Annotated in this window: 22 protein-coding genes and 1 tRNA gene; 6 read left to right on the forward strand and 17 right to left on the reverse strand. The window is 71.4% G+C overall.

From position 1 onward, the window contains the following. The first annotated feature begins 73 nt into the window (after positions 1 to 73). A complete protein-coding gene (locus ACS3YM_RS08445) occupies positions 74 to 1,054 on the forward strand; it encodes a cupredoxin domain-containing protein (RefSeq protein ID WP_439939617.1) in 981 nt (326 codons plus the stop codon). An 80-nt stretch (positions 1,055 to 1,134) separates the two neighbouring features. On the opposite strand, the gene ACS3YM_RS08450 is transcribed toward ACS3YM_RS08445, so the two are convergent. Beyond that, a tRNA-Pro gene (locus ACS3YM_RS08450) sits at positions 1,135 to 1,208 on the reverse strand. 209 nt (positions 1,209 to 1,417) lie between these two features. Here ACS3YM_RS08450 and ACS3YM_RS08455 point away from each other — a divergent pair. Then, positions 1,418 to 2,092 (forward strand): M23 family metallopeptidase, encoded by a 675-nt coding sequence (locus ACS3YM_RS08455; RefSeq protein WP_439939618.1) that lies wholly within the window; start codon positions 1,418 to 1,420, stop codon positions 2,090 to 2,092. Between the two features lie 12 nt (positions 2,093 to 2,104). On the opposite strand, the gene der is transcribed toward ACS3YM_RS08455, so the two are convergent. The 10 genes from der to ACS3YM_RS08505 are packed head-to-tail and all read right to left on the reverse strand — an operon-like array spanning position 2,105 to position 10,117. Continuing rightward, positions 2,105 to 3,469 (reverse strand): ribosome biogenesis GTPase Der, encoded by a 1,365-nt coding sequence (der, locus tag ACS3YM_RS08460; protein WP_439939619.1) that lies wholly within the window; start codon positions 3,467 to 3,469, stop codon positions 2,105 to 2,107. Continuing rightward, positions 3,462 to 4,226, reverse strand: a complete 765-nt coding sequence (locus ACS3YM_RS08465) for a lysophospholipid acyltransferase family protein (RefSeq protein ID WP_439939620.1) — start codon at positions 4,224 to 4,226, stop codon at positions 3,462 to 3,464. Before ACS3YM_RS08465 ends, der begins: the two co-directional genes overlap by 8 nt. Next, entirely contained in the window at positions 4,223 to 4,927 is a 705-nt protein-coding gene (gene cmk / locus ACS3YM_RS08470) for a (d)CMP kinase (RefSeq protein WP_439939621.1), read from the reverse strand. The genes ACS3YM_RS08465 and cmk overlap by 4 nt, the downstream gene beginning before the upstream one ends. Before the next feature lie 11 nt (positions 4,928 to 4,938). Then, on the reverse strand, positions 4,939 to 6,024 hold the full coding sequence (locus tag ACS3YM_RS08475) for a prephenate dehydrogenase (protein ID WP_439939622.1): 1,086 nt from the start codon (positions 6,022 to 6,024) through the stop codon (positions 4,939 to 4,941). Beyond that, positions 6,017 to 6,394: a chorismate mutase gene (aroH, locus tag ACS3YM_RS08480; protein ID WP_439939623.1), complete on the reverse strand. Its 378-nt coding sequence runs from the start codon at positions 6,392 to 6,394 to the stop codon at positions 6,017 to 6,019. Before aroH ends, ACS3YM_RS08475 begins: the two co-directional genes overlap by 8 nt. A gap of 25 nt (positions 6,395 to 6,419) precedes the next feature. Further along, on the reverse strand, positions 6,420 to 7,220 hold the full coding sequence (locus ACS3YM_RS08485; RefSeq protein ID WP_439939624.1) for a pseudouridine synthase: 801 nt from the start codon (positions 7,218 to 7,220) through the stop codon (positions 6,420 to 6,422). Next, positions 7,217 to 7,951 (reverse strand): SMC-Scp complex subunit ScpB, encoded by a 735-nt coding sequence (gene scpB, locus ACS3YM_RS08490; protein ID WP_439939625.1) that lies wholly within the window; start codon positions 7,949 to 7,951, stop codon positions 7,217 to 7,219. Before scpB ends, ACS3YM_RS08485 begins: the two co-directional genes overlap by 4 nt. Next, positions 7,948 to 8,814 (reverse strand): segregation and condensation protein A, encoded by an 867-nt coding sequence (locus ACS3YM_RS08495; RefSeq protein WP_439939626.1) that lies wholly within the window; start codon positions 8,812 to 8,814, stop codon positions 7,948 to 7,950. Before ACS3YM_RS08495 ends, scpB begins: the two co-directional genes overlap by 4 nt. Next, positions 8,811 to 9,170, reverse strand: a complete 360-nt coding sequence (locus tag ACS3YM_RS08500) for a hypothetical protein (protein ID WP_439939627.1) — start codon at positions 9,168 to 9,170, stop codon at positions 8,811 to 8,813. Before ACS3YM_RS08500 ends, ACS3YM_RS08495 begins: the two co-directional genes overlap by 4 nt. After that, positions 9,155 to 10,117 carry a ParA family protein gene (locus tag ACS3YM_RS08505; protein ID WP_439939858.1) on the reverse strand — a complete coding sequence of 321 codons (963 nt, stop codon included), beginning with the start codon at positions 10,115 to 10,117 and terminating at the stop codon, positions 9,155 to 9,157. The genes ACS3YM_RS08500 and ACS3YM_RS08505 overlap by 16 nt, the downstream gene beginning before the upstream one ends. 272 nt (positions 10,118 to 10,389) lie before the next feature. On the opposite strand from ACS3YM_RS08505, the gene ACS3YM_RS08510 reads away from it, so the two are divergent. The 3 genes from ACS3YM_RS08510 to ACS3YM_RS08520 all read left to right on the forward strand — a co-directional run bounded on the left by ACS3YM_RS08510 (position 10,390) and on the right by ACS3YM_RS08520 (position 12,542). Continuing rightward, positions 10,390 to 11,118 carry a hypothetical protein gene (locus tag ACS3YM_RS08510; RefSeq protein ID WP_439939628.1) on the forward strand — a complete coding sequence of 243 codons (729 nt, stop codon included), beginning with the start codon at positions 10,390 to 10,392 and terminating at the stop codon, positions 11,116 to 11,118. 87 nt (positions 11,119 to 11,205) lie between these two features. Continuing rightward, the gene (locus ACS3YM_RS08515) at positions 11,206 to 11,715 is read left to right on the forward strand and encodes a SigE family RNA polymerase sigma factor (RefSeq protein WP_439939629.1); all 510 of its coding nucleotides are present in this window, start codon (positions 11,206 to 11,208) and stop codon (positions 11,713 to 11,715) included. Further along, positions 11,712 to 12,542, forward strand: coding sequence for a hypothetical protein (locus tag ACS3YM_RS08520; RefSeq protein WP_439939630.1), 831 nt, complete (start codon positions 11,712 to 11,714; stop codon positions 12,540 to 12,542). The genes ACS3YM_RS08515 and ACS3YM_RS08520 overlap by 4 nt, the downstream gene beginning before the upstream one ends. Before the next feature lie 16 nt (positions 12,543 to 12,558). Here ACS3YM_RS08520 and ACS3YM_RS08525 read toward each other — a convergent pair whose 3' ends face one another. The 5 genes from ACS3YM_RS08525 to ACS3YM_RS08545 form a co-directional block, all read right to left on the reverse strand. Further along, on the reverse strand, positions 12,559 to 13,308 hold the full coding sequence (locus ACS3YM_RS08525; RefSeq protein ID WP_439939631.1) for a hypothetical protein: 750 nt from the start codon (positions 13,306 to 13,308) through the stop codon (positions 12,559 to 12,561). Positions 13,309 to 13,404: 96 nt separating this feature from the next. Then, the gene (locus tag ACS3YM_RS08530; RefSeq protein WP_439939632.1) at positions 13,405 to 16,023 is read right to left on the reverse strand and encodes a DEAD/DEAH box helicase; all 2,619 of its coding nucleotides are present in this window, start codon (positions 16,021 to 16,023) and stop codon (positions 13,405 to 13,407) included. A gap of 45 nt (positions 16,024 to 16,068) precedes the next feature. After that, positions 16,069 to 17,001 carry a site-specific tyrosine recombinase XerD gene (xerD, locus tag ACS3YM_RS08535; protein ID WP_439939633.1) on the reverse strand — a complete coding sequence of 311 codons (933 nt, stop codon included), beginning with the start codon at positions 16,999 to 17,001 and terminating at the stop codon, positions 16,069 to 16,071. 7 nt (positions 17,002 to 17,008) lie between these two features. Next, entirely contained in the window at positions 17,009 to 18,124 is a 1,116-nt protein-coding gene (gene ald / locus ACS3YM_RS08540; protein ID WP_439939634.1) for an alanine dehydrogenase, read from the reverse strand. A 79-nt stretch (positions 18,125 to 18,203) separates the two neighbouring features. After that, positions 18,204 to 18,833 carry an NUDIX domain-containing protein gene (locus ACS3YM_RS08545; RefSeq protein WP_439939635.1) on the reverse strand — a complete coding sequence of 210 codons (630 nt, stop codon included), beginning with the start codon at positions 18,831 to 18,833 and terminating at the stop codon, positions 18,204 to 18,206. Between the two features lie 46 nt (positions 18,834 to 18,879). Here ACS3YM_RS08545 and pepN point away from each other — a divergent pair, with 46 nt between their 5' ends. Further along, on the forward strand, positions 18,880 to 21,327 hold the full coding sequence (pepN, locus tag ACS3YM_RS08550) for an aminopeptidase N (protein ID WP_439939636.1): 2,448 nt from the start codon (positions 18,880 to 18,882) through the stop codon (positions 21,325 to 21,327). 87 nt (positions 21,328 to 21,414) lie between these two features. On the opposite strand, the gene ACS3YM_RS08555 is transcribed toward pepN, so the two are convergent. After that, positions 21,415 to 23,106: a CTP synthase gene (locus ACS3YM_RS08555; protein ID WP_439939637.1), complete on the reverse strand. Its 1,692-nt coding sequence runs from the start codon at positions 23,104 to 23,106 to the stop codon at positions 21,415 to 21,417. Positions 23,107 to 23,116: the final 10 nt, after the last annotated feature.

The raw sequence follows: 23,116 nt of genomic DNA on the forward strand, positions 1-23,116 counted from the left end.
TCTCGCGATCGAGGTTGTCGAAGAGCGGCGCCCTGAGGAGATTGGGAAGGTTCCCAACTGCGAAGGAGTGAGCATGCCCCCGAAGTCGGCTCGATCGAGGAGATCCTCGGTGTTCCTCGCGGTGTTCGCCCTGTTGCTCGCCGCCATGCCAGCGCTGCTGGCGAGCAACGCCCACGCCGCATCCCCTACCAAGGCCCGGACCTGGAACGTCATGGTCGGCGCAGAGTCGAGCTCAGGCGCCGTCCAGACAATGGGCTACGGCCCCAAGAAGATCTGGATCAACGCCGGTGACACCGTGCGATGGGTCTCCAACTCGATGGAGCCGCACACCGTGTCCTTCATCAACGACAAGCACCCCGCGGTCGAGTTCGACCTGGCGACCCCCTACATGTCGGCGCAGACGCCGAAGGGCACGATCTCCAGGCCGGGGCAGTTCCGCAGCTCCGGGATCATGATCCCGGAACCCGACGCCATCTTCCCCGACGCGGTCGACTCGTACGACCTGAAGTTCCTCAAGCCGGGCAGGTACCCCTACATCTGCTACCTCCACGGCAAGGCCATGAGGGCGGTCGTCGTGGTCCGCAAGGCGGGCAAGCCCTATCCGCACACGCAGGCCGAGTACAACGCGATGGCCACCGAGGCAGCGAACGCGGACATCGAGCACGGGCTCAACCTGTGGGCTGACGCACTCGGTGCCGCCGACTCCCACCACGTGTTCATGGGCGCCTCGGACATGCGGGCGATGGTCAACCGGTTCATCGCCGGCAGCATCGTGGTGAGGGTCGGCGACAGCGTCACCTTCGACATGGCGAGGAACGCGTTCCCGGTGCCGCACACGGTCACGTTCGGGCCGCCCCCGGCGAACCCGTTCGCACCCACGGGCGACCCGACGAACTTCCAGGGTGGCGCCCTGAGCTCAGGGGTGATCCTGCCTGCCGGGTTCGGACCTCCGCCGAGCACGTTCACGGTGAAGTTCACCAAGGCCGGCACCTACACCTACGTCTGCCTCCTCCATGCTGGCATGGGCATGGTCGGCCAGGTGGTGGTGCAGTAGGTCGCGACATGCTGCCGACCACGTGCAGAACCGGCCCTGACCCAGCGTTCCTGCTGCTGGTCAGAGCCGGTTCTTGTCGGTCGGGCTGACAGGATTTGAACCTGCGACCCCTTGACCCCCAGTCAAGTGCGCTACCAAGCTGCGCCACAGCCCGAATGCCCCCGGCAGGACGCCGTGAAGCGATGGGAACACTACCGCAGGCCTCGCAGACCCACGGAATCGACCCGCCCATCTAGACCGCTGTCGCCGGCGACAGCGCACCCGCGGCGGCGTCGACTAGTCCGAACGGGCCATTTCTGCAGGTAAGGGCTGACGCGAGCCGGAGCCCGACCCACCATGGATCGCCAACCTGTGGGGGGTTCCATGTCGTCACTGTCGCGCCGAGCCGGCGCCGTCGCCGCTGCCGTCGCGGCGATGCTCGGTCTCGTCCTCGCCGCGCCCCGCGCCGACGCGACCGTGCCCGAGACGGTCGGTCGCGACGCGGTCCGCCAGGCCGAGGCGCGGGCCCTGGCCAGGCAGGTCCGCGAGCGTCAGCAGAGCCTCATCGGCCTCAACCGTCGCGCCGATGCGCGCGAGCGAGCGATCATCGGCCGCAAGGCGCTGCTCGCGAAGTACGGCTACACCGGCGACCCGGACGCCGTACGCACGGTGCTGCCGCTGGCGTCGTACCACCTCTCCGCCGGCTTCGGCCTCACCGGCCCGATGTGGGAAGCACAGCACGGCGGCCAGGACTTCGGCGCGGCGCCGGGCGAGCAGATCGTGGCGGTCGCCGGCGGCACGGTGACTGACGTGGCCTACTCCGGTCCCTACGGCTTGCGCACCATCGTGACGCTGCCGGACGGCACCGAGATCTGGTACTGCCACCAGACGGACGCGTCGGTCTACGTCGGCGAGCACGTCGACGTCGTCGACCCGATCGGCTCGGTCGGCTCGACCGGCAACTCGACGGGACCGCACCTGCACCTCGAGGTGCGTCCCGGCGGCGGCCTCCCCATCGACCCGATGGACTGGTTCCGCGCCGCCGGGCTCAATCCCTGACCGGCCGGGCTGTCAGCGCTTGCGCTTCTCCCGCGGCTTCTGCTGGATCACGATCGGCGTGCCGACGAAGCCGAACTCCTCTCGGAGCCGACGCTCGATGAAGCGCTCGTAGGCGGCGTCCAGCTTGCCGCTGGTGAAGAGCACGAAGGTCGGCGGCGACGTCGACGGCTGGGTCGCGAAGAGGATCTTCGGCTGCTTGCCGCTGCGCACGGGGTGCGGGTGCTCGGCGACGAGCCGGCCGAGGAACGTGTTGAGCGCACCCGTGCCGATGCGGGTCTCCCACCCCTCGAGGGCCTTCTCGATCGCGGGGACCAGCCGGTCCACGTGCCAGCCGGTGCGGGCGGTGAAGTTGATCCGCGGCGCCCAGCGCACCTGGACGAGGTCGCGCTCGATCTCGCGCTCGAGGTAGTAGCGGCGCTCCTCGTCGACGAGGTCCCACTTGTTGAAGGCGATGATCATCGCCCGTCCGGCGTCGCGGATGGTCTGGATGATCCGCATGTCCTGCTCCGACACCGTCTCGCTGGCGTCGAGGACGAGGACAGCCACCTCCGCGCGGTCGATGGCGGTCGAGGTGCGCAGCGAGGCGTAGTACTCGTGGCCCGAGGCCTGGTTGACCCGCTTGCGGATGCCGGCGGTGTCGATGAAGCGCCACGTGCGGTCGCCGAGCTCGATCAGCTCGTCGACGGGGTCGACCGTGGTGCCGGCCGCGTTGTCGACGACGACACGGTCCTCCTTGGCCAGCATGTTGAGCAGCGAGGACTTGCCGACGTTGGGCTTGCCGACGATCGCGATCCGCCGCGGGCCGCCGACCTCCTCGAAGGACTCCATCGGGGTCTCCGGGAGCGCGGCGAGGATGGCGTCGAGCATGTCTCCCGAACCGCGACCGTGGAGCGCGGAGACGGCGAAGGGCTCGCCCAGCCCGAGGTTCCACAGACCGTAGGCCTCGGCCTCGGTGCGCGTGTCGTCGACCTTGTTGGCGGCCAGCACGACCGGCTTGCCGGACTTGCGCAGGATCCGTACGACGGCCTCGTCGGAGTCGGTGATGCCGACGGTCGCGTCCACCACGAAGAGCACGGCGTCGGCCAGCGTCACCGCCACCTCCGCCTGCGCGGCGATGCGCTCGGCGAGGCCGCGGGCGTCGGGGTCCCAGCCGCCGGTGTCGACCACGGTGAAGGCGCGGCCGTTCCAGTTGGCGTCGTAGGACACGCGGTCGCGCGTCACCCCCGGCCGGTCCTCGACGACGGCCTCGCGGCGGCCGATGATCCGGTTGACCAGGGTCGACTTGCCCACGTTGGGGCGACCCACCACGGCCAGGACCGGGGTCGGTCCGGTGTCGGCGGTCTCGCCCTCGGGGCGGCTGACGTCGTGCTCACTCATGCGTATCCACAGTTCTCTGGGGGGAAGAGACGAGCCCGGTGTCGGGGTCGTCCTCGGATTGTCCCGCAGGAAGGGGCCCGGGCAAGGATCGGCGCGTCTGCGAGAGGGCGCTGTCCAGCTCGGACAGCATGTGCCCCCGTAGCAACACTGACGTGGCAGCTACGTGTTCCCTGGTGCGGGGCCACGGCTGCTGTGTCGTTCGCCACGGCTCCCCGAAGACGATGTCGATGCCGCCGCGGCGCTCGGGCAGCGCGCTCGAGCCCCCGCCCGGCGGGCGGGTGCCGATCATGGTCACGGGTACGACGGGGGCGCCGGTGACCAGGGCCAGGTAGGCCGCACCGTGGTGGAACCGGCGCAGCTCGCCGTCGCCGCGCGTGCCTTCCGGGAAGATGCCGGCCACTCCCCCGTCGCGCACCACACGCAGGCAGGAGCGGATCGCTGCCGGGTCGGCGGCGAAACGGTCCAGCGGGATCTGGCCCGCACGCCGGAGGAAACCACCCAGCCGGCCGTCGAACATCTCGCGCTTGGTGAGCGCGTGGACCGGTCGCGGGGAGAAGATCGCCAGCAACGGGCCGTCGATGACGCCGACGTGGTTCGACGCCAGGATGACGCCACCGTGCGGTGCCACCCGCTCGGGATGGTGCAGCGTGACCTGCCACCGCCGCCGGACCAGCCACGACGCGACCGGGCGCAGCCCATGGAGCATCGTGGTCGGGGGATGCTCGGCACGGCTCGCGGGAAGTTCGTCCCCGCTCACGAGCCCTCCCGGGCCCCCGGCAGGACCCGGACGGCCAGGGCGACGATGCTCTCGATGACCTCCGCCAGCGTGAGGTGCGTGCTGTCCACGTGCACGGCACCGTCGGCCATGGTGAGTGGCGCGGTGGCGCGCCCGGAGTCGATCCGGTCGCGCTCCAGCAGTGACTCCTGGGTGAGGGCGAGGTCGGAGCCGCCCTCCTCGGCCGCGCGGCGCGCGGCGCGGGCGTCGGGGTCGGCACTGAGGTAGACCTTCACCTCGGCCTGGGGCCAGACGACCGAGCCGATGTCACGGCCCTCGACCACGATGCCGCCGTCGCCGATGACGTCGCGCTGCAGCTCGAGCAGCCGCGCGCGCACCTCGGGCACCGCGCTGACCGGGCTCACGGCCGCGGTCACGTCCTCGCCGCGGATCTCGACGGAGACGTCGACGCCGTCCACGGTGATGGTGGGTGCGAGCGGGTCGGTGCCGGACTCGATGCGGGGACGCCCGGCCGCGGCGGCGACCGCAGCGACGTCGCGTACGTCGATGCCCTCACGCAGCAGCCACCACGTCATCGCCCGGAACATCGCGCCGGTGTCGAGGTAGCGCAGGCCCAGCCGCTCGGCCACGCCGCGGGAGGTGCTCGACTTGCCCGACCCGGAGGTGCCGTCGACGGCGATGACGAGGGACCCGGGATCCGGTGCGGTGTCGGCGCTGCTCACGGGCGAGAAGGTTACCGGTGAGTGGTCCACCCGCGGGATTCGAGAGCCGCGAGCAGGTGCTCGGCACTGCCCTGCTCGACGACGAGCTCGGTGAGGCCGACCGGGCGCCCCGGATCGTGGTCGATGTGGACGTCCTCGATGTTGACGCCGATCTCACCGGCGTCGCCGAACAGGCGCGCGAGCTCGCCCGGGTGGTCGGGCACCGAGACGAAGACCGACCGGGTCGGACGCGCCGGGCCGCCGTGCTTGCCCGGGATCGCGGCGGTGCCGGCGTTGCCGCGAGCGAGGATCTCGACGAGATCGGGTCCGGCGTCGTCGGCGACGGCCGTGATCAGGGCGTCGAGGTCGGCGCGGACCTCGGCCAGCAGGTCGAGCACCGCCTCGGAGTTGGCCTCGAGGATCTGCTGCCACAGCCCCGGGTCGCTGGCCGCGACGCGGGTGACGTCGCGGACGCCCTGACCCGACAGGGCGAGGTGCTCGGCGGGTGCCGCGGCGAGCCGTCCCGCGACGAGCACCGCGGCCAGGTGCGGCAGGTGGGACGTACGGGCGACGGCGCGGTCGTGCTCGGCGGGCGCCATGCGCAGGGGCGACGCCCCGCACTCCAGCACGAGCGACTCCACGAGCCCGACCGCCTCCGCGGCGGCGCCGGGGTGCGGCGTGACCGCCCAGGGGCGGCCGTCGAAGAGCGCGGCACTGGCGGCCAGCGGTCCGGACCGCTCGCTCCCGGCCATCGGGTGGGAGCCGACGTAGCGAGCGAGGTCGGCCGGTCGGACCCGGCCGGCGACGGCCTCGAGCGGCGCCGCCTTGACGCTGCCGACGTCGGTGACGACCGCGTCGGAGCGCCCGAGCGCCTCCACGATGGCGTCGGCGATGGTCACCGGCGGCACGGCCACGACGACCAGCTGCGGGCGGTCGGTGGCCCTGACGGGGCGGCCGGCGCCGAGGCCGGTGGCGGTGCGCACGTTCTTCGCCGACGTGTCGCGCAGGACCACCTCGAGCCCGAGCCGCCGGCAGACCAGGGCGATCGACGTCCCGATCAGGCCCGCGCCGACGACCTCGACCGGCCCCGTCAGGGCCGGGAGGTCGTCGTCAGTCATGGCTGGTCGTCCGGCTCAGGTCGCGGCGCAGGTTGGCCGCCCCGTGCAGGTAGACGTGCGTGACGTCGGAGCGCGGGAGGTCGGTCTCCACGTGCGCCATCAGGCGTACGACGCGCGGCATGGATCCCTCGATCTCCAGCTCCCGCGCGCACACGAGCGGCACGTCGGAGAAGCCGAGCTGGCGAGCGGCGTAGGCGGGGAACTCGCTGACCAGGTCGCTGGTCGCGGTGAAGATGATCGAGATGAAGTCGTCGACGTCGAGGTCGTTGGCCGCCATCACGTCGCTCACCAGCTCGGCCACCCGGTCGAGCATGTGCTCGCGGGTGTCCTCGTCGAGCTGGGTCGCGCCGCGTACTGCCCTCACTGCCACAGGCCAACCCTAACGGCGCGCGAAGTCAGAGCTGTGCGCTGTCCATCAGCTCGCCCAGCTCGTCGAGGCTGAGCTCGCGCATCTCGCCGACCTCCAGCCGGCCGAGCTGGACGGGGCCGATCTGGGTGCGGGTCAGGCGGGTCACCGGGTGGCCCACGTGCTCGAGCAGGCGGCGCACGATCCGGTTGCGACCCTCGTGGATCACCAGCTCGACGATCGTGCGGTCGTGGGCGTTGCGCCCGTGGCTGCCACTGACGATGCGCGCGCTCGTCACCGTCACCGGGCCGTCGTCCAGCGTCACCCCTGCGAGCAGCTGCTTGATGATGCCCTTGTGCAGCTCGCCCTCGACCTCGGCGACGTAGGTCTTGTCGACCTCGTAGGACGGATGTGCCAGGCGCTGGGCGAAGTCACCGTCGTTGGTGAGGATCAGCAGGCCCGACGTGTCGGTGTCGAGCCGGCCGACGTGGAAGAGGCGCTCGGGCCGCTCGGCGACGAGGTCGCCGAGGTTGCGGCGGCCCTCCGGGTCGCTCATCGTCGACACGACGCCGCGCGGCTTGTTGAGCACGAGGTAGACGTGCGGGGAGATCGGGGGCAGCCGCTTGCCGTCGACGCGTACGACGGCCGTGTGCGGGTCGACCTTCGTGCCGAGGCGCGTCACGACCTCGCCGTCCACCTCGACGTGGCCCTCGAGCATGAGCTCCTCACACTTGCGCCGGCTGGCGACGCCGGACTGGGCGAGCAGCTTCTGCAGGCGGATCATGCCGTCTGCGTCGGGCTTCGGCCGGTGCGAGGCCGGCTGCGAGGGATCGGCGTCGTGGGGCTTCATGTGACCTCGGTCCCGCCGTCGGGCTCGGTGCCCCACCCGCTGTGGGGTGAGGGGTGCGCTCCCCCGGCCGGCGCGTGCTCCGGCTCGACCGGCGCTGCCTCCACGGGGGCGGGTGCGTCGAGCCCGGCGACGCTCGCCAGCTCGTCCTCCAGGTCGTCCATGTCGGGCAGGTAGGGGGCGAGCTCGGGCAGCTCCTCGAGGGAGGTGATCCCGATGCGCTCGAGGAAGTAGGAGGTCGTGCGGTAGAGGTTGGCGCCGCTCTGCTCGTCCTGACCCGCCTCCTCGACCAGTCCGCGGCTGAGGAGGGTGCGCATCACGCCGTCGACGTTGACCCCGCGGATCGCGGAGACCCGGGCGCGGGAGACGGGCTGCTTGTAGGCCACCACCGACAGGGTCTCGAGCGCCGCCTGGGTCAACCGGGCCTGCTGGCCCTCCAGGACGAACGACTCGACCACGCCGGCGAACTCCGGACGCGAGTAGAAGCGCCACCCGCCGGCCACCGATCGGAGCTCGAAGCCGCGGCCCTGCTCGGCGTACTCCGCGGCCAGCGCCTCCAGCGCAGCCTCCACCTCGCTCACCGGGTGGCCGACCACCGAGGCCAGCCGCACCTTGTCCAGGGGCTCGTCGGAGACCATCAGGACCGCCTCGAGCGCCGGGCGCAGCTCCGCGACGGCCACGGCGAGCGTCTCGACGTCCTCGGCCGGGGTCTCGGGCTCGGGCTGGTCGCTCACTGGTCCTCCTCGGGTTCGGCGGACGACATGGCTGCATCATCGTCCGTCGGCGGGGCGCCGTCGAATTCGTCGTGGATGTCGACGTCGCCGTCCTCGGCGCCGGTCCAGCGGACGGTGAGCTCGCCGAGCGGGGTCACCTGGTCGAAGGACACGGCGCCCTCGCGGAAGAGCTCGAGGAGGGACAGGAAGCGGGCCACGGTGGTGAGGCGGTCGGGCGAGTCGCCGCACAGGGCGCGGAAGGTCATCGTGCCGCTGCGGCGCAGCCGGTCGACGACGACCTGTGCCTGCTCGCGCACGCTGACCTTGGCGGCGTGGATGTGGTGCAGGGAGACCTCGAGGACCGGCTTGGGCTCCATGGCCTTGGCCGCGAGCTGGGCGAACTGCTCGAGGCCGATGCCGATCAGCACCTCGGGCAGCAGGGTCGCGAACCGCTCCTCCAGCCCCACGGCACGAGGGTGGCGACGCGACTCCGAGGCGAGGCGGTCCGCCAGCACCGCGGCCACCTGCTTGAACGCGCGGTACTGCATGAGCCGCGCGAAGAGGAGGTCGCGCGCCTCGAGGAGCGCCAGGTCCTCCTCGTCCTCGACGTCACCCGACGGCAGCAGCCGGGCCGCCTTGAGGTCGAGCAGGGTGGCCGCGACGACCAGGAACGACGTCGTCTGCTCGAGGTCCCACTGCTCCCCCAGCGTCTTGACGTGGGCTATGAACTCGTCGGTGACCTGGGAGAGCGCCACCTCGGTGATGTCGAGCTTGTGCTTCGCGATCAGGCCCAGCAGGAGGTCGAAGGGACCCTCGAAGTTGTCCAGGCGCACGGCGAACGCCGGCGCCTCGCTACCCGGCTCGAGCGCAGCTGGTTCGCTCACTCGTCCAGCAGTCGCTGGACCAGGGGGCTGTCGACGCCCTGGGTCTCGAGGTCGGCGAGCACGAGCGCCAGCGCCTCACGCACCAGGCGTCCGCGGTCGACGGCGAGGCCGTGGTGGCGGCGCAGCGTGAGCCGCGCGTGCTCGATGTCGAGCAGCTCGTCGGCGGTGACGTAGACCGTCATCTTCTCGTCGTGACGGATCCGGCCGCTCGGCCGCTTGGGCGCAGCCTCGGTGGGCTCGGCGTCGTCGACGACCGCGCGCACCCGCCGGGGGCGCTGGTCGGCGGCCTGCTGCTCGGTGGTCGAGGTCGGCCGGAACAGGTCGTCCGCGGCCGGCATGCTCACTCGGCGGGCCACCGGGTGAGCACCTCCCTGGCCAGCTGACGATAGGCGTCGGCACCGGTCGAGGTCGAGGCGTACGACGTGATCGGTTCGCCGGCGACGGTGGCGTCGGAGAACTTCACGGTGCGGCGGATGACGGTGTGGAAGACCTTGTCGCCCCACGCGGAGACCAGTCGCTCCATCACCTCGCGGCTGTGGAGCGTGCGGCCGTCGAACATGGTCCCGAGCACACCGTCGATCTCGAGCTTGGGGTTGAGCCGCTCGCGCACCTTGTCGATCGTCGTCTTGAGCAGGGCCACGCCGCGGAGCGCGAAGTACTCGCACTCCAGCGGGACGATCACGCCGTCGGAGGCGGTCAGCGCGTTGACCGTCAGCAGGCCGAGGGAGGGCTGGCAGTCGATGAGGATGATGTCGTAGTGCTCGAGCGCCGGGGCGAGCACCCGCTGGAGGGTCTGCTCGCGGGCGACCTCGTGCACCAGCTGCACCTCGGCGGCCGACAGGTCGATGTTGGAGGGCAGCAGGTCCATGCCCTCGATGCCCGAGGGCACCACGACCTCGTCGATGGCGACCTCGCGGTCCATCAGGAGGTTGTAGATCGTGAGGTCCATCTCGTGCGGGTTGAGGCCCAGGCCCACCGACAACGAGCCCTGCGGGTCGAAGTCGACCAGCAGCACCTTGCGTCCGAACTCAGCCAGCGAGGCGCCGAGGTTGATCGTGGTGGTGGTCTTGCCGACCCCGCCCTTCTGGTTGCACATGGAGATGACCCGCGCGCCACCGTGCTCGGTCAGCATGGTCGGCTCCGGGAACTCCGGCATCGGTCGGCCGGTGGGGCCGAGCGGGGCCACGTCGACCGCGACGGGTCGTTCGAACTGGAGGGGCTGGGTCACAGTGTGCTCGTCTCGAGGGGAAGGACTGGGCTGGGCGGGCTGCGTCGGTTGCGGAGGTCGGACCAGCGGCGGCATCTCGGCCGCACTGCTGCCGCCGTTGTGACCGGGGAATCCCGCACCGCTCATGTCTGCTCCTCCACGCCTCGACCGGACTTCGATTGGATCACGCCGAGCGCCGCGAACTTTGTCGACACGTCGACAGTTCCGAGAACGGCTTCGCGCGACTCTAGGACCGCGGTGCACGCCCCAACAACATCGCGAGCCAGACCCACAGGCGCGCACGCACATCTGTGCACGACGTCCCGGTCCCGTGCACAGCCTGGCCCGCCTTGTGCACAAACCTGTGCATGCACGGCGCCGAACCGATCGCCGCACCCGACGCGTTCCAGCTGCGGGAAGTTCCCACGGCCTGGCCGGACGAAAGAGGTGCGGAGATGCGCACGAACAAGGATGGACGAGGCAGGTTCGGCGCGAGCGCCGCCGTGGGCCTCGCGATCGTCGGAGGCCTGGTGACCGGCCTGGCCCTGCTCCCGTCCGGGGCTGCGGGTGAGGAGCCGGGTCCGGCCCACGCAGGGGTCCTCGGCCACTCGATGCACGGCCGCGAGCCCGTCGCCGGCGCCATGCAGGCCCAGCTCGCGCGGGTCCGCGCGGCCACCGCGGCATTCCATCGCGTCTCCGCGGCGAAGGAGGCAGGCTACGAGCTGGGGTGGGTCAACGGCGCGGGCGCGCGGATCGTCACAGGGTGCGTCTCGCACCCGACAGCCGGCGCGATGGGGTACCACTACTTCAACGCCGCGCTGATGGCCGACAACAGCGTCGACGCACGTGAGCCCGAGGTGCTCGTCTACGCCCCGACCCCCAGCGGGGGGCTCGAGCTCGTCGCGGTCGAGTGGGTCGTGCGCAGTGCCCAGTCCAACCCGGCCGGTGTGTCCACGCCACCTTCGGTGCTCGGCATGGACATGCACATCCTCGTGCCTCCCCCCGGTCCGGCCTTCTACCTCACCCACGCCTGGGTGTGGGCCGACAACCCGGCCGGCATGTTCAGCGACTGGAACCCCGACATCAGCTGCAGCTGAGGACGCCGACGAATCGCCTCTGGCGCCGACGAACCGGGTGGGGCCACCATCGCGTTGGAGGGGTGACGGGGTGCGGGAGGTGACGAGATGGACGTCGACCAGGACTTCGCCGACTTCGTCGGCGCCCGGTGGGCGTCCCTCTACCGGCTGGCCTACCTGCTGGCGGCTTCCCCGACCGGTGCCGAGGACCTCCTGCAGAGCGCCCTGGAGAAGGCGTACGTCAGTTGGCGGCGGATCAGCGTCATGGAGTACCCGGAGGCCTACGTGCGCCGGATGCTCGTCACGACGCTCGTCTCCAGCCGCCGTCGCCGGTGGAGCGGGGAGCTGCCCAGCGACCGACTCCCCGAGGGCGTTGACGAGTCCGAGGACGTGGGGCTGCTCGACCGCTCGCTCCTGTGGCCGTTGATCTGCGCCCTGCCCGCGCGCCAGCGGGCGGTGGTGGTGCTGAGGTTCTACGAAGACATGAGCGAGGCGCAGATCGCCGACACCCTCGGGTGCGCGCCCGGCACCGTCAAGTCTCAGTGCCATGCCGCCATGGGGGCACTGAGACGAGCCTTGGCGGCTGCCGGGGTCCCGGATCGATCGGAGCAGTCATGAGCCTGGCAGACGAGCTGAGGGCGACGCTGACCCGCGAGGCCGACCAGCACTCGACGCCGCTGCCCGACGTGGGCCGCCTGATCGGCGGCGGGCGGAGGCGACGACGCCGTCGTACGGCGCTCCGCTCCGGCGTCGCGGCCGCGGCCGTGCTGGCGTGCGCTGCGGTGTATGGCGTGTCGACCAGCGAGCCCACGGGATCACGCAGCGAGCACGTCGCGACCCGACCGAGCCCGGTGCCCACGATGGATGGCGAGAGACCGCAGCTCACGGACGGCGGAACCTACCGGGTGCTCGTGGGAAGGACGGCGACCGGTGAAGCCATCGAGGCGGACTTCACGGTCCAGGGGGACAACTGGGTCGGAGGGGACTACGCGAGGGTCTCGGACGGCAACGGCGCGAACGCCGGCTTCGGCATCTATCAACCCACGGCGCTCGCGGCCGGGTCAGGGTGCCTCCAGGACCGCACCAGCATGGTCCTCCCCACGACGCCCGAGGACTTGGCCGCCATGCTCGCCGCACTGCCACGCAGCAGCGTCCTCCAGCCGCCGGCGACCACGACGGCGTTCGGGCTCCCGGCCGTGCACGTGCGCATGCGCGTCGACGTCAGCTGCGCTCAGACCTACTACCGCGTCGCTGAAGCCCCGAGCGGATCCCGGGGCATCTCCTACGGCATGGTGGACAAGGGCGTCGTGATCGACTTCTGGACACTGGGGCTCGGCGGCCGACCTGTCGTCGTCGACCTGTGGCACAGCATCAACGCGTCCCCGCAGCTGGTGCAGCGCGCGGCAGACGCCCGCGACTCGATCTCGTTCGCGACAGGTGACTGACGCGGGACCCTCGCCGTCACTGCACGATGGCGTCGGTGTCGCAGCTCGTGGTCTGCCGCGCCCCGCGGACGGCCTCGCGGTAGTCGCTGAGGTCGCGCTGGCCGCCCCGCCACATCCTCAGCCACAGGCGGGTCGCTCGCCGAGGTGTGAGGTCACCGTGTCGCAGCATGTCCATCTGGTGCACGTGGTGCTCCCACATCGCGATCGACACCCGAGCGGTGCGCAGCACCCGCACCTCGAGCGCGACCTGGCGGGCGCACGCCGGCAGGGCCCGCGACCCGGGGGCGAGCAGGTCGGGGCGAGGGCAGTCCACGCCGTGTCCTTCCCGCAGGCCGGTCTCCGCCGCACGGAAGGCCTCGACCTTGCGCTGCACCCCCGGCCTGGTCCGCTTCCAGGACCTCACCGCCTGCCGGCGCGTGATGTCACCGGCCACCAGCCGATCCATCGCGTCGACGTGCACCGCCCACTGGTCCAGGGCGGGACGCGCGGCGTCCAGGGGGCCCTGCAGCATCCGCGCGGCCTCGACGCACCGGGCGAGTCGGGTGTTGGCGCCCGTCCTGGACACCGGCGTCGCGGCACTCTCGGTCGGTGCGCTCGCCACTGCCACGGAGACGCCCCCACCGGGGCCGGGGTCATCTCCGCCGTCGGAGGGACCGGCCCACGTCAGCACCAGCACCATGGCGGCGACCGCCAGGAATCCCGTGCCGAGGGCCGCCACGCTGAGCCTGGCCGTCGACTCCTCGCCCTGCCCCGGGTGGTCCGGCATGTGCACCCCCACTGGTGGATCCCCTTCAACGCTACGACGGCGGCTCGAGAGTGGCTCCCCTCAATGTGGGTAAGGGCGTGCGTCGGGGCGGCGAGCTCAGAGCCGGCGCATGGCCGACGCCGCCAGCACCAGCTCGCCGGCCGCGTCCGTGGCGTCGCAGTCGACGACCGCCTCGATCACCCAGTCGTGGTGGCCCTCGGGGTCGTGGATCGTCTGGCGCACGTCGCGCACCCGCGACGTCGTGCCCTCCTCGGCGCCGACCGGCTCGCCCGTGCGCTCCTCCCCCACCACGAGGAGGTCGGGACCGCGAGCGTCGCCGTCGGTGAGGACCGAGTCGTGCTCGGCGTAGTAGTCCTCGAGTGCCGCGTCCCAGGGCGAGCGCCCCATGACGACCTGGCGCGGCGGCTCGATGCGGTCGGCGGCGGCCCGCTCGAGGCGTACGAGCCCGTCGAGGTCGTCGCGGGAGACGGCGTCGACCCGGGCCCACATGGCGTTGCGCAGCATCACCCGGAACGGCCTCTCCTGGCGCGACAGCGGGCGGGGCGGTGGCGGCGGCTCGTGGTGGGCGACCGCGCTGGAGACGTGGTCGGGGTCGGACAGCGCCTCCCACTCGTCGAGGAGCGAGGAGTCAGTCTGGCGCACCGTCTCCCCCAGCCACTCGATGACGTCCTCGACCTCCGGCGCGCGGTGCGCCTCGGGGACGGTCTGGCGCAGGGTGCGGTAGGCATCGGTGAGGTAGCGCAGCACCAGCCCCTCGGAGCGGGCGAGCTGGTAGCGGCCGACGAAGTCGGTGAACCCCATCCCGTTCTCCCACATCTCGCGCACGACCGACTTCGGCCCGAGCGCGTCGTCGGGGAGCCACGGGTGGGTCTGGCGGTAGGTCTCGTAGAGCGCCTCGAGGAGCTCGCGCAGCGGCTGGGGCCAGGTGATCTCCTCCAGCAGCGCCATGCGTTCGTCGTACTCCAGGCCGTCGGCCTTCATCTCCCCGATCGCGTCGCCGCGTGCGGCGTGCTGCTGCGCCATGAGGATCTGCCGGGGCGCCTCGAGCACGGCCTCCACGACCGAGACCACGTCGAGCCCGTAGGTCTCCGACTCCGGGTCCAGCACGTCGAAGGCCGCGAGGGCGAAGTGCGCGAGCGGCTGGTTGATCGCGAAGTCGTCGGGCAGGTCCACCGCCAGGACGTAGCGGCGACCGAAGCGGTCGACCTCCTCGAGGCGGGTCACGATGCCGGTGCGGACCAGGGAGCGGGCGAGCCGCAGTGCCCGACGGGCCAGGCGCAGCTGTGCGCGTCGGTCCTCGTGGTTGTCCGTGACCAGGCGGCGCATCACCGCGAACGCGTCCTCCTCGCGGGAGACGACGTTGACCAGCATCGCGTTGTCGACCTTCATCCGGCTCGCCAGCCGCTCCGGCACCCCGGCCACGAGCTTGTCGAAGGTCTGCTCGGTCCACACGACCGTGCCCTCCGGCGCCTTCTTGAGCTGGGCCTTGGACTTCTTCTTCCCGGCCGCCTGGCGCGCGGCCGACTTGGCCTTGGCCTGCTCGTTCTCGATCACGAACTCCGGGGCCTGTACGACGACGTAGCCGGCCGTGTCGTAGCCCGCGCGGCCGGCCCGGCCGGCGATCTGCTGGAACTCCCGCGTCCGGAGCACCCGCTGCCGGGTCCCGTCGAACTTGGCCAGCCCGGTGAACAGGACCGTGCGGATCGGCACGTTGATGCCGACGCCGAGGGTGTCGGTGCCGCAGATGACGCGCAGCAGTCCCGCCTGGGCGAGCGTCTCCACGAGGCGGCGGTACTTCGGCAGCATGCCCGCGTGGTGCACGCCGATGCCGTTGCGGACCAGCCGCGACAGCGTCTTGCCGAAGCCGGCGCCGAACCGGAAGGCGCCGATCCGCTGGGCGATCGCCTCCTTGTCCACCTTGAGCCCGCCTCCGGCCGAGACGAGACGCGAGCGCAGCAGGTTGGTCGCGTGCTCGACGGCGGCGGCCTGGGTGAAGTGCACGACGTAGACCGGGTCCTGCCCGGTGGTCACCAGCTCCTCGAGGGTGTCGTCGAGGGGCTCCATGGACCACCGGAAGCTCAGCGGCACCGGGCGCTCGGCGTCGTCGACCACGGCCGTGTCCCGGCCGGTGCGTCGCTTCAGGTCCTCGACGAAGAAGGAGACGTCGCCCAACGTCGCGGACATCAGCAGGAACTGGGCGTCGACCAGCTCCAGCAGCGGCACCTGCCAGGCCCAGCCGCGGTCGTGCTCGGAGTAGAAGTGGAACTCGTCCATCACCACCAGGCCGACGTCGGCGCCGCGGCCCTCGCGCAGGGCGATGTTGGCCAGCACCTCGGCGGTGCAGCAGATGATCGGGGCGTCCGGGTTCACCGCGGCGTCGCCGGTGAGCATGCCGACGTTGTCGGCACCGAAGACCTCGATGAGGGCGAAGAACTTCTCGCTCACCAGTGCCTTGATGGGCGCGGTGTAGAAGCTGACCTTGTCCTGCGCCAGCGCGGCCACGTGGGCGCCGATCGCCACCATCGACTTCCCGGAGCCGGTCGGAGTGGCCAGGATGACGTGGTTGCCGCCGAGGAGCTCGATGACCGCCTCGTCCTGGTGCGGGTAGAGCTCGAGGCCCTGGTCGGCCACCCACCCGGCGAAGGCGTCGTACACCGCGTCGGGGTCAGCGCCCGTCGGCACCCGCGTGTCGAGGCGGGCAGCATGGTCGGGCATGTGTCGATCCAACCATCCACCCGCGTCAGGAGCGGCGTCGGCGGCTCATTCGCGAGCGCGGGGGTGCGCGGTGGCGAAGACCTCGCGCAGGTTGTCGACGGTGACGAGCGTGTAGACCTGCGTGGTGGTGACCGAGGCGTGGCCGAGCAGCTCCTGCACGACGCGCACGTCGGCGCCGCCGTCGAGGAGGTGGGTGGCGAACGAGTGCCGCAGCGTGTGGGGCGAGACCGAGGCGGTCACGCCGGCGCGCTCGGCCGCCTTCACCAGGACGGCCCACGCGCTCTGCCGCGAGAGTCGTCCACCGCGGGAGTTGAGGAACATCGCCGGCCCGCCGCGGCCGGAGCCCACCAGCTCCGGGCGGGCACGGGTGAGGTAGGCCGCCACGGCCTCGCGGGCGTAGGCGCCCACCGGCACCAGCCGCTCCTTGCCGCCCTTGCCGCGCAGCAGCACCGTGCCGTCGACCTGGTCGAGGTCGTCGATGTCGAGGCCCACCGCCTCGGAGATCCGCGCGCCGGTGCCGTAGAGCAGCTCGAGCAGGGCGCGGTCGCGCAGCGCCAGGGCGGTGTCCGGTGCGCCGGCCGCGTCGAGGATGGCCTCCACGTCGGACAGCGGGAGCGCCTTGGGCAACCGCTTGGCGGGCGTCGGCGGCTTCACCGCAGCCGCCGGGTCGGCCTGCGCCAGGCCGTCGGCCACGGCGAACTTGTGGAAGCCGCGCACCGCCACGACCGTCCGAGCGGCGGACGTGGCGCTGAGCGGCGGGTGGCCCTCGCTGCCCTCCCGCAGGCTGACCAGGAACGCGGCCACCGTCGACTCGGTGACCGCGTCCAGGTCGTCGATGTCCTGGGAGGTGAGGAACTCGTCGTAGCGGCCGAGGTCGCGCCGGTAGGAGCTGAGCGTGTTCGCCGCCAGGCCGCGCTCGACCGCGAGGTGGTCGAGGTAGGTGCGCACGGCGCGGCTGAGCGTCACTCCACCGCTCACCCGGCCCTCATCCCAGGACGCTGTCGAGGCCCACCGAGTCGATGCCGACGGCCTCGCCGACCGGCGCGTTGGTGAGCTGGCCCGCGTAGGTGTTGAGGCCGTGCGCGAGGCTCTGGTCGTCGCGCAGCGCCTGCTGCCACCCCTTGTCGGCGAGGGCCACGGCGTAGGGCAGCGTCGCGTTGGTGAGGGCGTACGTCGAGGTGTTGGGCACCGCGCCGGGCATGTTGGCCACGCAGTAGAAGACCGAGTCGTGGACCTCGTAGGTCGGGTCGTCGTGGGTGGTGGCGTGGGAGTCCTCGAAGCAGCCGCCCTGGTCGATCGCGATGTCGACGAGCACCGAGCCCGGCTTCATCCGCGAGACCAGCTCGTTGCTGACCAGCTTGGGAGCGGCGGCGCCCGGGATCAGCACCGCGCCGATCACCATGTCGGCCTCCATGACCTGCTGCTCGATCGCCAGCTTGGACGAGGCGAGGCCGTGGACGCGGTTGTTGTAGCGCCAGAACGACATCCGCAGCTTGTCGAGGTCGGTGTCGAGCAGGGTCACGTCCGCGCCCATGCCGAGCGCGATGTTGGCGGCGTTCTGCCCGGACACACCGGCCCCGATGATCACCACCTTGGCGTTGGCCACGCCGCCGACGCCGCCCATCAGGACGCCACGGCCGCCGTTGGCCTTCATCAGCGAGTAGGCACCGACCTGGGGCGCCAGGCAGCCGGCGACCTCCGACATCGGGTAGAGCAGCGGCAGGCCGCCGGACGGCAGCTGGACCGTCTCGTAGGCGATGGCCGTGACCTTGCGCTTCATCAGCTCCTCGGTGAGGGGCTTGTCGGCGGCGAGGTGGAGGTAGGTGAAGAGGGTCTGGCCCTCCCGCATCCGGTCGTACTCCTCGGCGACCGGCTCCTTGACCTTGAGGATCATGTCGGCGGAGCCCCACACGTCGTCGGCCGTGTCGAGCATCGTGGCACCGGCGGCGACGTACTCGTCGTCGAGGATCTGCGACCCCACGCCCGCGGACTTCTCGACCACGACCTCGTGACCGTGCTGGACCAGCTCGTGCACGCCGATGGGGGTCAGGGCCACGCGGTACTCGCGGTTCTTGACTTCCTTGGGTACGCCGACCTTCATGCCTTGCTCCTCCAGGGTCCCGGGGCGTACGACGGTGTGGCGCCCCTCACAGCGGGAGCGAGACTACTCCCGGACTGCCTCAACGTGCGTCCAGGGTCCCCCGCTGCTTCAGCACCGCGTAGGCCAGCACCGCCTGCGCGAGCGGACCCTGCCGGACCCGCCCGTCGAGGACGGCCTCGAGCAGGTCGGTCATGGGCACCCAGAAGCGCACCATCTCGGCCTCCTCGTGCTCCATCGCGAAGTCCCCGCGCGGCGCGTGCGTGAGCCCGCGGGCCAGGAAGATCTCGTGCACCTCGTCGGTGATGCCGGCGCTCGGGAAGGTGCTCAGCAGCAGCCTCCAGTCGCTCGCCTCGAGCTCGACCTCCTCCTGGAGCTCGCGCTTCGCGGTCTCCACGGGCGGCTCGTCCCCGGCGTCGCGCAGGCCCGCGGGCAGCTCGACGAACTCGTGACCGCTGGTGTGGCGGTACTGCCGCAGGCACATGACCCGCTCCTCCTCGTCGACCGCGAGGACGATCACCGCTCCCGGGTGCTCGAGGCTCAGCCGGCCGAACTCCTCGGGATGACCCGGACGCGTGATGACGTCCTCGCGCAGCGCCACGACCCACTCGTCGCGGTGCAGGTCGGTGCTCGACACCACCGGCCAGGACATCGGCCGGTCGGCGAGGGGTTCGGGGGCAGGATCTCCGGGCAGGTCTCCTGAAGGGGGCATGCCCTGCACGTTAGCGCGGGTGGACACAGTGAGTACGGTCACCTCCATGACGTTGGCGACCCTGACCAAGAACGAAGCCGCGACCCGTTCCTCCCTCCTCGACGTGCAGCGCTACGACATCGCTGTCGACATGACCGGCCTGCTCGAGGGCGAGGTGTGGTCCTCGACCAGCACCATCACGTTCACCTGTTCCGAACCGGGTGCCACGACGTTCGTGGACGTGGCGATGGACGTGCGCCGGGCGACGCTCAACGGTGAGGAGATCGACGTCTCGGCCACCGCCGACGGACGCCTGCCGCTGCCTCCGCTCGCGGCCGACAACGTCCTCGTCGTCGAGGCCAGCACCACCAACACGGCGGCCGGCGAGGGCGTGCTGCGCACGGTCGACCCGACCGACAAGCTCGTCTACGTCTGGACCAGCCTCGAGCCCGACGAGGCCCGCCGCGTCTGGGCCTGCTTCGACCAGCCCGACCTCAAGGCACCCCACCGCTTCGTCGTCACCGCGCCCTCGTCGTGGCTGGTGACCTCCAACGGCGGCCCCGAGTCGATCGAGGACGCCGAGTCCTCGGACGCGCGCACCTGGACCTTCCCCGACACCCCGCGCCTGTCGACGTACGTCGTCGTGGTCAACGCCGGCCCGTTCCACGAGGTGCGACGCCAGCACGACGGCTACGACCTCGGCTTCTACTGCCGTCAGTCGCTCGTGCCCGTGATGGAGCGCGACCTCGACGAGCTGGTCACGCTCACCCGGCAGGGACTGGCCTTCTTCGGCGAGCGCTTCGCCTACCCGTTCCTGCAGGAGCGCTACGACCAGGTCTTCGTGCCCAACCTCGGCGGTGCGATGGAGAACTGGGGCTGCGTGACCTACGGCGACGGCCAGCTGTTCCGCACTCCCCCGACCCACGCGCAGCGCGGTGTGCGCGCGGAGTTCATCTTCCACGAGATGGCCCACATGTGGTTCGGCGACCTCGTGACCATGCAGTGGTGGGACGACCTGTGGCTCAACGAGGCCTTCGCGTCGTGGGCGGCGAACTGGGGGCTGGCGAACGCCAGCGAGTTCACCGACCAGTGGGCGACCTTCCTGGCCGCGTCCAAGCGCACCGCCTACGAGATGGACATGAGCCCGGCCAGCCACCCGATCCGCGGCGACGTGGCGGACGTGTCGGCGGCGATGTCCAACTTCGACGCGATCACCTACGTCAAGGGCCAGAGCGTGCTCCACCAGCTCGTGGCCTTCATCGGGGAGGACGCCTTCGTCGAGGGGCTGCGCGACTACTTCAGCCGCTACGCCTTCTCCAACACCCGCCTCGACGACCTCATGGACTGCTACTCCCGGGCGTCCGGCCGTGATCTCTCGGCCTGGACGAAGTCCTGGCTCGACGAGGCCGGCACCGACGTCATCTCCCTGGTCGGCGACGAGCTCCACGTGGAGACCAACGACCACCAGGAGCCCCGCCCCCACCGGCTCGACGTGGCGGTCTTCGACACCTCCGGCGACGACCTCGTCCCCGTGGGCCGGTCCTCGCACGAGATCAGCGGCGCCCGCACGCCCGTCGAGCTCCCCGCCGGCGACCTGCGCCTGGTCAACGCCGGCGACTACACCTTCGCCGCCGTCAAGCCCGATGCCACGTCGCTCGAGCAGATGCTCCAGCGCGTCCAGCAGCTCACCGACCCGCTCGACCGCGCCCTGGTGGCCGCGACCGCGGGTCAGCTCCTCCTGCTGGGAGATGTCGCGCCCCGCGACGTCTCGGCCGCGCTCACCCGCGCCCTGGCCACCGAGACCGCCCCTGCCCTGATCGAGCCCTTCCTCGGCCAGGCCCTCCAGGTCGCCGACCGCTGGGCGCCGGCCGCGGAGTCCCCCGGCCTGCTGCGCGGTCTGGCCGACGTCGTCGTCGGGCTCGTCCAGGTCCCTGACGCCCGCCAGGCCGCCCTCCGCACGCTGGCCGCGTCCGCGTCCACCGACGCGCACTGGGCGGTGCTCGAGGAGGCCGCCGGGCAAGCGACCGACCTCGACCTCGCCTGGCGCATGGCGGTGCGCCGTGCGGAGCTGGGTGACTACGACGAGGACGCGGTGGCCCGGCTGCTCGAGTCCGACCCGGACCCCGACGCGGGGATGCGCCGCCTGGGCGTGCTCGCGGCGCGACCGGACCGCGAGGCCAAGGAAGAGGTCTGGAAGGCCTTCTTCGTCGACTACGCGGTGCCCGCGAGCCGCGAGACCCTCGTGCTCGGCTCGACGTTCTGGCGTCCCGGCCAGGCCGAGCTCCTCGCGCCGTTCGCGCTCCGCTACCTCGACGAGCTCCACACGCTGAAGGGCGGGCTCCTCAACCAGGGCCTCACCATCCGCGCGATGTACCCGCTCGGCGCCGGTGACGAGACGTTCCTCGCGGCCGCCGAGAAGGCGGCCGAGGACACCAGCCTGATGGCGTACGCCCGCAACCAGCTCCGCTCGAACTCGTTCGTGCTCGGCCGGATCCTGCAGGCGCGCCAGCTCTGACCGGGCACTTCCTCGCGCTGGGAGGCGCCGACCGGGCACCTCCTCGCGCTGGGAGGCGCCGACCGGGCACTTCCTCGCGCTGGGAGGTCAGTCCTCCGCGTCGTCCTTGCGGCGCAGCCCGGACTCGTCGAGCGGGAACCGCTCGGAGCGCTGCCGCTCGATCGCTGCTCCGACCAGGCCCGCGAACAGCGGGTGCGGCCGGGTCGGGCGCGAGCGCAGCTCGGGGTGCGCCTGCGTGGCGACGTAGTAGGGGTGCACGTCGGCCGGCAGCTCGACGAACTCGACCAGGCCCAGCTCGGGGTTGATCCCGGAGAAGACCATGCCGGCCTCGGCGAGCGTCTCGCGGTAGGCGTCGTTGAACTCGTAGCGGTGGCGGTGCCGCTCCTCGATGACGTCGGTGCCGTACGCCGCGCGCACGACGCTGCCCTCGGCGAGCGCGGCCTTCTGCAGCCCGAGGCGCATCGTGCCGCCGAGGTCACCAGCACCTTCGACGAACTTCTTCTGCTCCTCGATGGTCGAGATCACCGGCTCGACCGTGTCGGGGTCGAACTCCGTCGAGCCGGCCTTGCCCAGGCCGGCGACGTTGCGGGCGTACTCGATGACCATGCACTGCAGGCCCAGGCAGAGCCCCAAGGTCGGGATGCCGTGCGTGCGCGTGTAGCGCAGGGCGCCGAGCTTGCCCTCGATGCCGCGCACACCGAAGCCACCCGGGACCAGCACGGCGTCGACGTCGGCGAGGTGCTTGGCGGCCCCAGCCTCGGTCTCGCACAGGTCGGAGGCGACCCAGCGGATGTTGACCTTGGCCTCGTGGGCGAAGCCGCCCGCGCGCAGCGCCTCGCTGACGGAGAGGTAGGCGTCGGGGAGGTCGATGTACTTGCCGACCAGCGCGACCGTGACCTCCTCCGAGGGGTGGTGCACCCGGCGCAGCAGGTCGTCCCACGTCGTCCAGTCCACGTCGCGGAAGGGCAGGTCGAGGCGGCGTACGACGTAGGCGTCGAGGCCCTCGCGGTGCAGCACCTTCGGGATGTCGTAGATCGACGGCGCGTCGGCGGCCGTGACGACGGCCTCGTCGTCGACGTCGCACATCAGCGCGATCTTGCGCTTGATGCCCTCGGGCAGCTCGCGGTCGGCGCGGCACACGATGGCGTCGGGCTGGATGCCGATGGAGCGCAGGGCGGCCACCGAGTGCTGGGTGGGCTTGGTCTTCAGCTCCCCCGACGGGCCGATGTAGGGCACCAGGGAGACGTGGATGAAGAAGCAGTTGTCGCGACCGATCTCGTGACGTGTCTGGCGCGCGGCCTCGAGGAACGGCAGGGACTCGATGTCGCCGACGGTGCCGCCGATCTCGGTGATCACCACGTCGATGTCGGGCCCGCCCATCGCGAGGATGCGGTCCTTGATCTCGTTGGTGATGTGCGGGATCACCTGGACCGTGTCGCCGAGGTAGTCGCCGCGGCGCTCCTTGGCGATGACCGTGGAGTAGACCTGCCCGGTCGTCACGTTGGCGATCTGGTTGAGGTCGGTGTCGAGGAACCGCTCGTAGTGACCGATGTCCAGGTCGGTCTCGGCACCGTCGTTGGTCACGAAGACCTCGCCGTGCTGGAACGGGTTCATCGTGCCCGGGTCCACGTTGAGGTAGGGGTCCAGCTTCTGCATCGTCACGCGGAGGCCGCGCGACTTCAGCAGCTGTCCCAGGCTGGAGGCGGTGAGCCCCTTGCCGAGGGAGGAGGCGACGCCTCCGGTGACGAATACGTGCTTGGTCGGCGTGCGGCTCTTCACGGGCTTGCAG

The organism is Nocardioides sp. N13(2025) (assembly GCF_051912545.1).
Lineage (GTDB): Bacteria > Actinomycetota > Actinomycetes > Propionibacteriales > Nocardioidaceae > Nocardioides.

What these genes read in the sequence shown, in the direction of transcription:
- ACS3YM_RS08445 (WP_439939617.1), top strand. Translation starts at nt 74, where the DNA reads ATGCCCCCGAAGTCGGCTCGATCGAGGAGATCCTCGGTGTTCCTCGCG.
- ACS3YM_RS08520 (WP_439939630.1), top strand. Translation starts at nt 11,712, where the DNA reads ATGAGCCTGGCAGACGAGCTGAGGGCGACGCTGACCCGCGAGGCCGAC.
- ald (WP_439939634.1), bottom strand. Translation starts at nt 18,124, where the DNA reads ATGAAGGTCGGCGTACCCAAGGAAGTCAAGAACCGCGAGTACCGCGTG.
- der (WP_439939619.1), bottom strand. Translation starts at nt 3,469, where the DNA reads ATGAGTGAGCACGACGTCAGCCGCCCCGAGGGCGAGACCGCCGACACC.
- ACS3YM_RS08510 (WP_439939628.1), top strand. Translation starts at nt 10,390, where the DNA reads ATGCACGGCGCCGAACCGATCGCCGCACCCGACGCGTTCCAGCTGCGG.
- ACS3YM_RS08545 (WP_439939635.1), bottom strand. Translation starts at nt 18,833, where the DNA reads ATGCCCCCTTCAGGAGACCTGCCCGGAGATCCTGCCCCCGAACCCCTC.
- ACS3YM_RS08505 (WP_439939858.1), bottom strand. Translation starts at nt 10,117, where the DNA reads ATGCCGCCGCTGGTCCGACCTCCGCAACCGACGCAGCCCGCCCAGCCC.
- ACS3YM_RS08485 (WP_439939624.1), bottom strand. Translation starts at nt 7,220, where the DNA reads ATGAAGCCCCACGACGCCGATCCCTCGCAGCCGGCCTCGCACCGGCCG.
- ACS3YM_RS08515 (WP_439939629.1), top strand. Translation starts at nt 11,206, where the DNA reads ATGGACGTCGACCAGGACTTCGCCGACTTCGTCGGCGCCCGGTGGGCG.
- ACS3YM_RS08530 (WP_439939632.1), bottom strand. Translation starts at nt 16,023, where the DNA reads ATGCCCGACCATGCTGCCCGCCTCGACACGCGGGTGCCGACGGGCGCT.
- ACS3YM_RS08525 (WP_439939631.1), bottom strand. Translation starts at nt 13,308, where the DNA reads ATGCCGGACCACCCGGGGCAGGGCGAGGAGTCGACGGCCAGGCTCAGC.
- pepN (WP_439939636.1), top strand. Translation starts at nt 18,880, where the DNA reads ATGACGTTGGCGACCCTGACCAAGAACGAAGCCGCGACCCGTTCCTCC.
- ACS3YM_RS08475 (WP_439939622.1), bottom strand. Translation starts at nt 6,024, where the DNA reads ATGACTGACGACGACCTCCCGGCCCTGACGGGGCCGGTCGAGGTCGTC.
- ACS3YM_RS08455 (WP_439939618.1), top strand. Translation starts at nt 1,418, where the DNA reads ATGTCGTCACTGTCGCGCCGAGCCGGCGCCGTCGCCGCTGCCGTCGCG.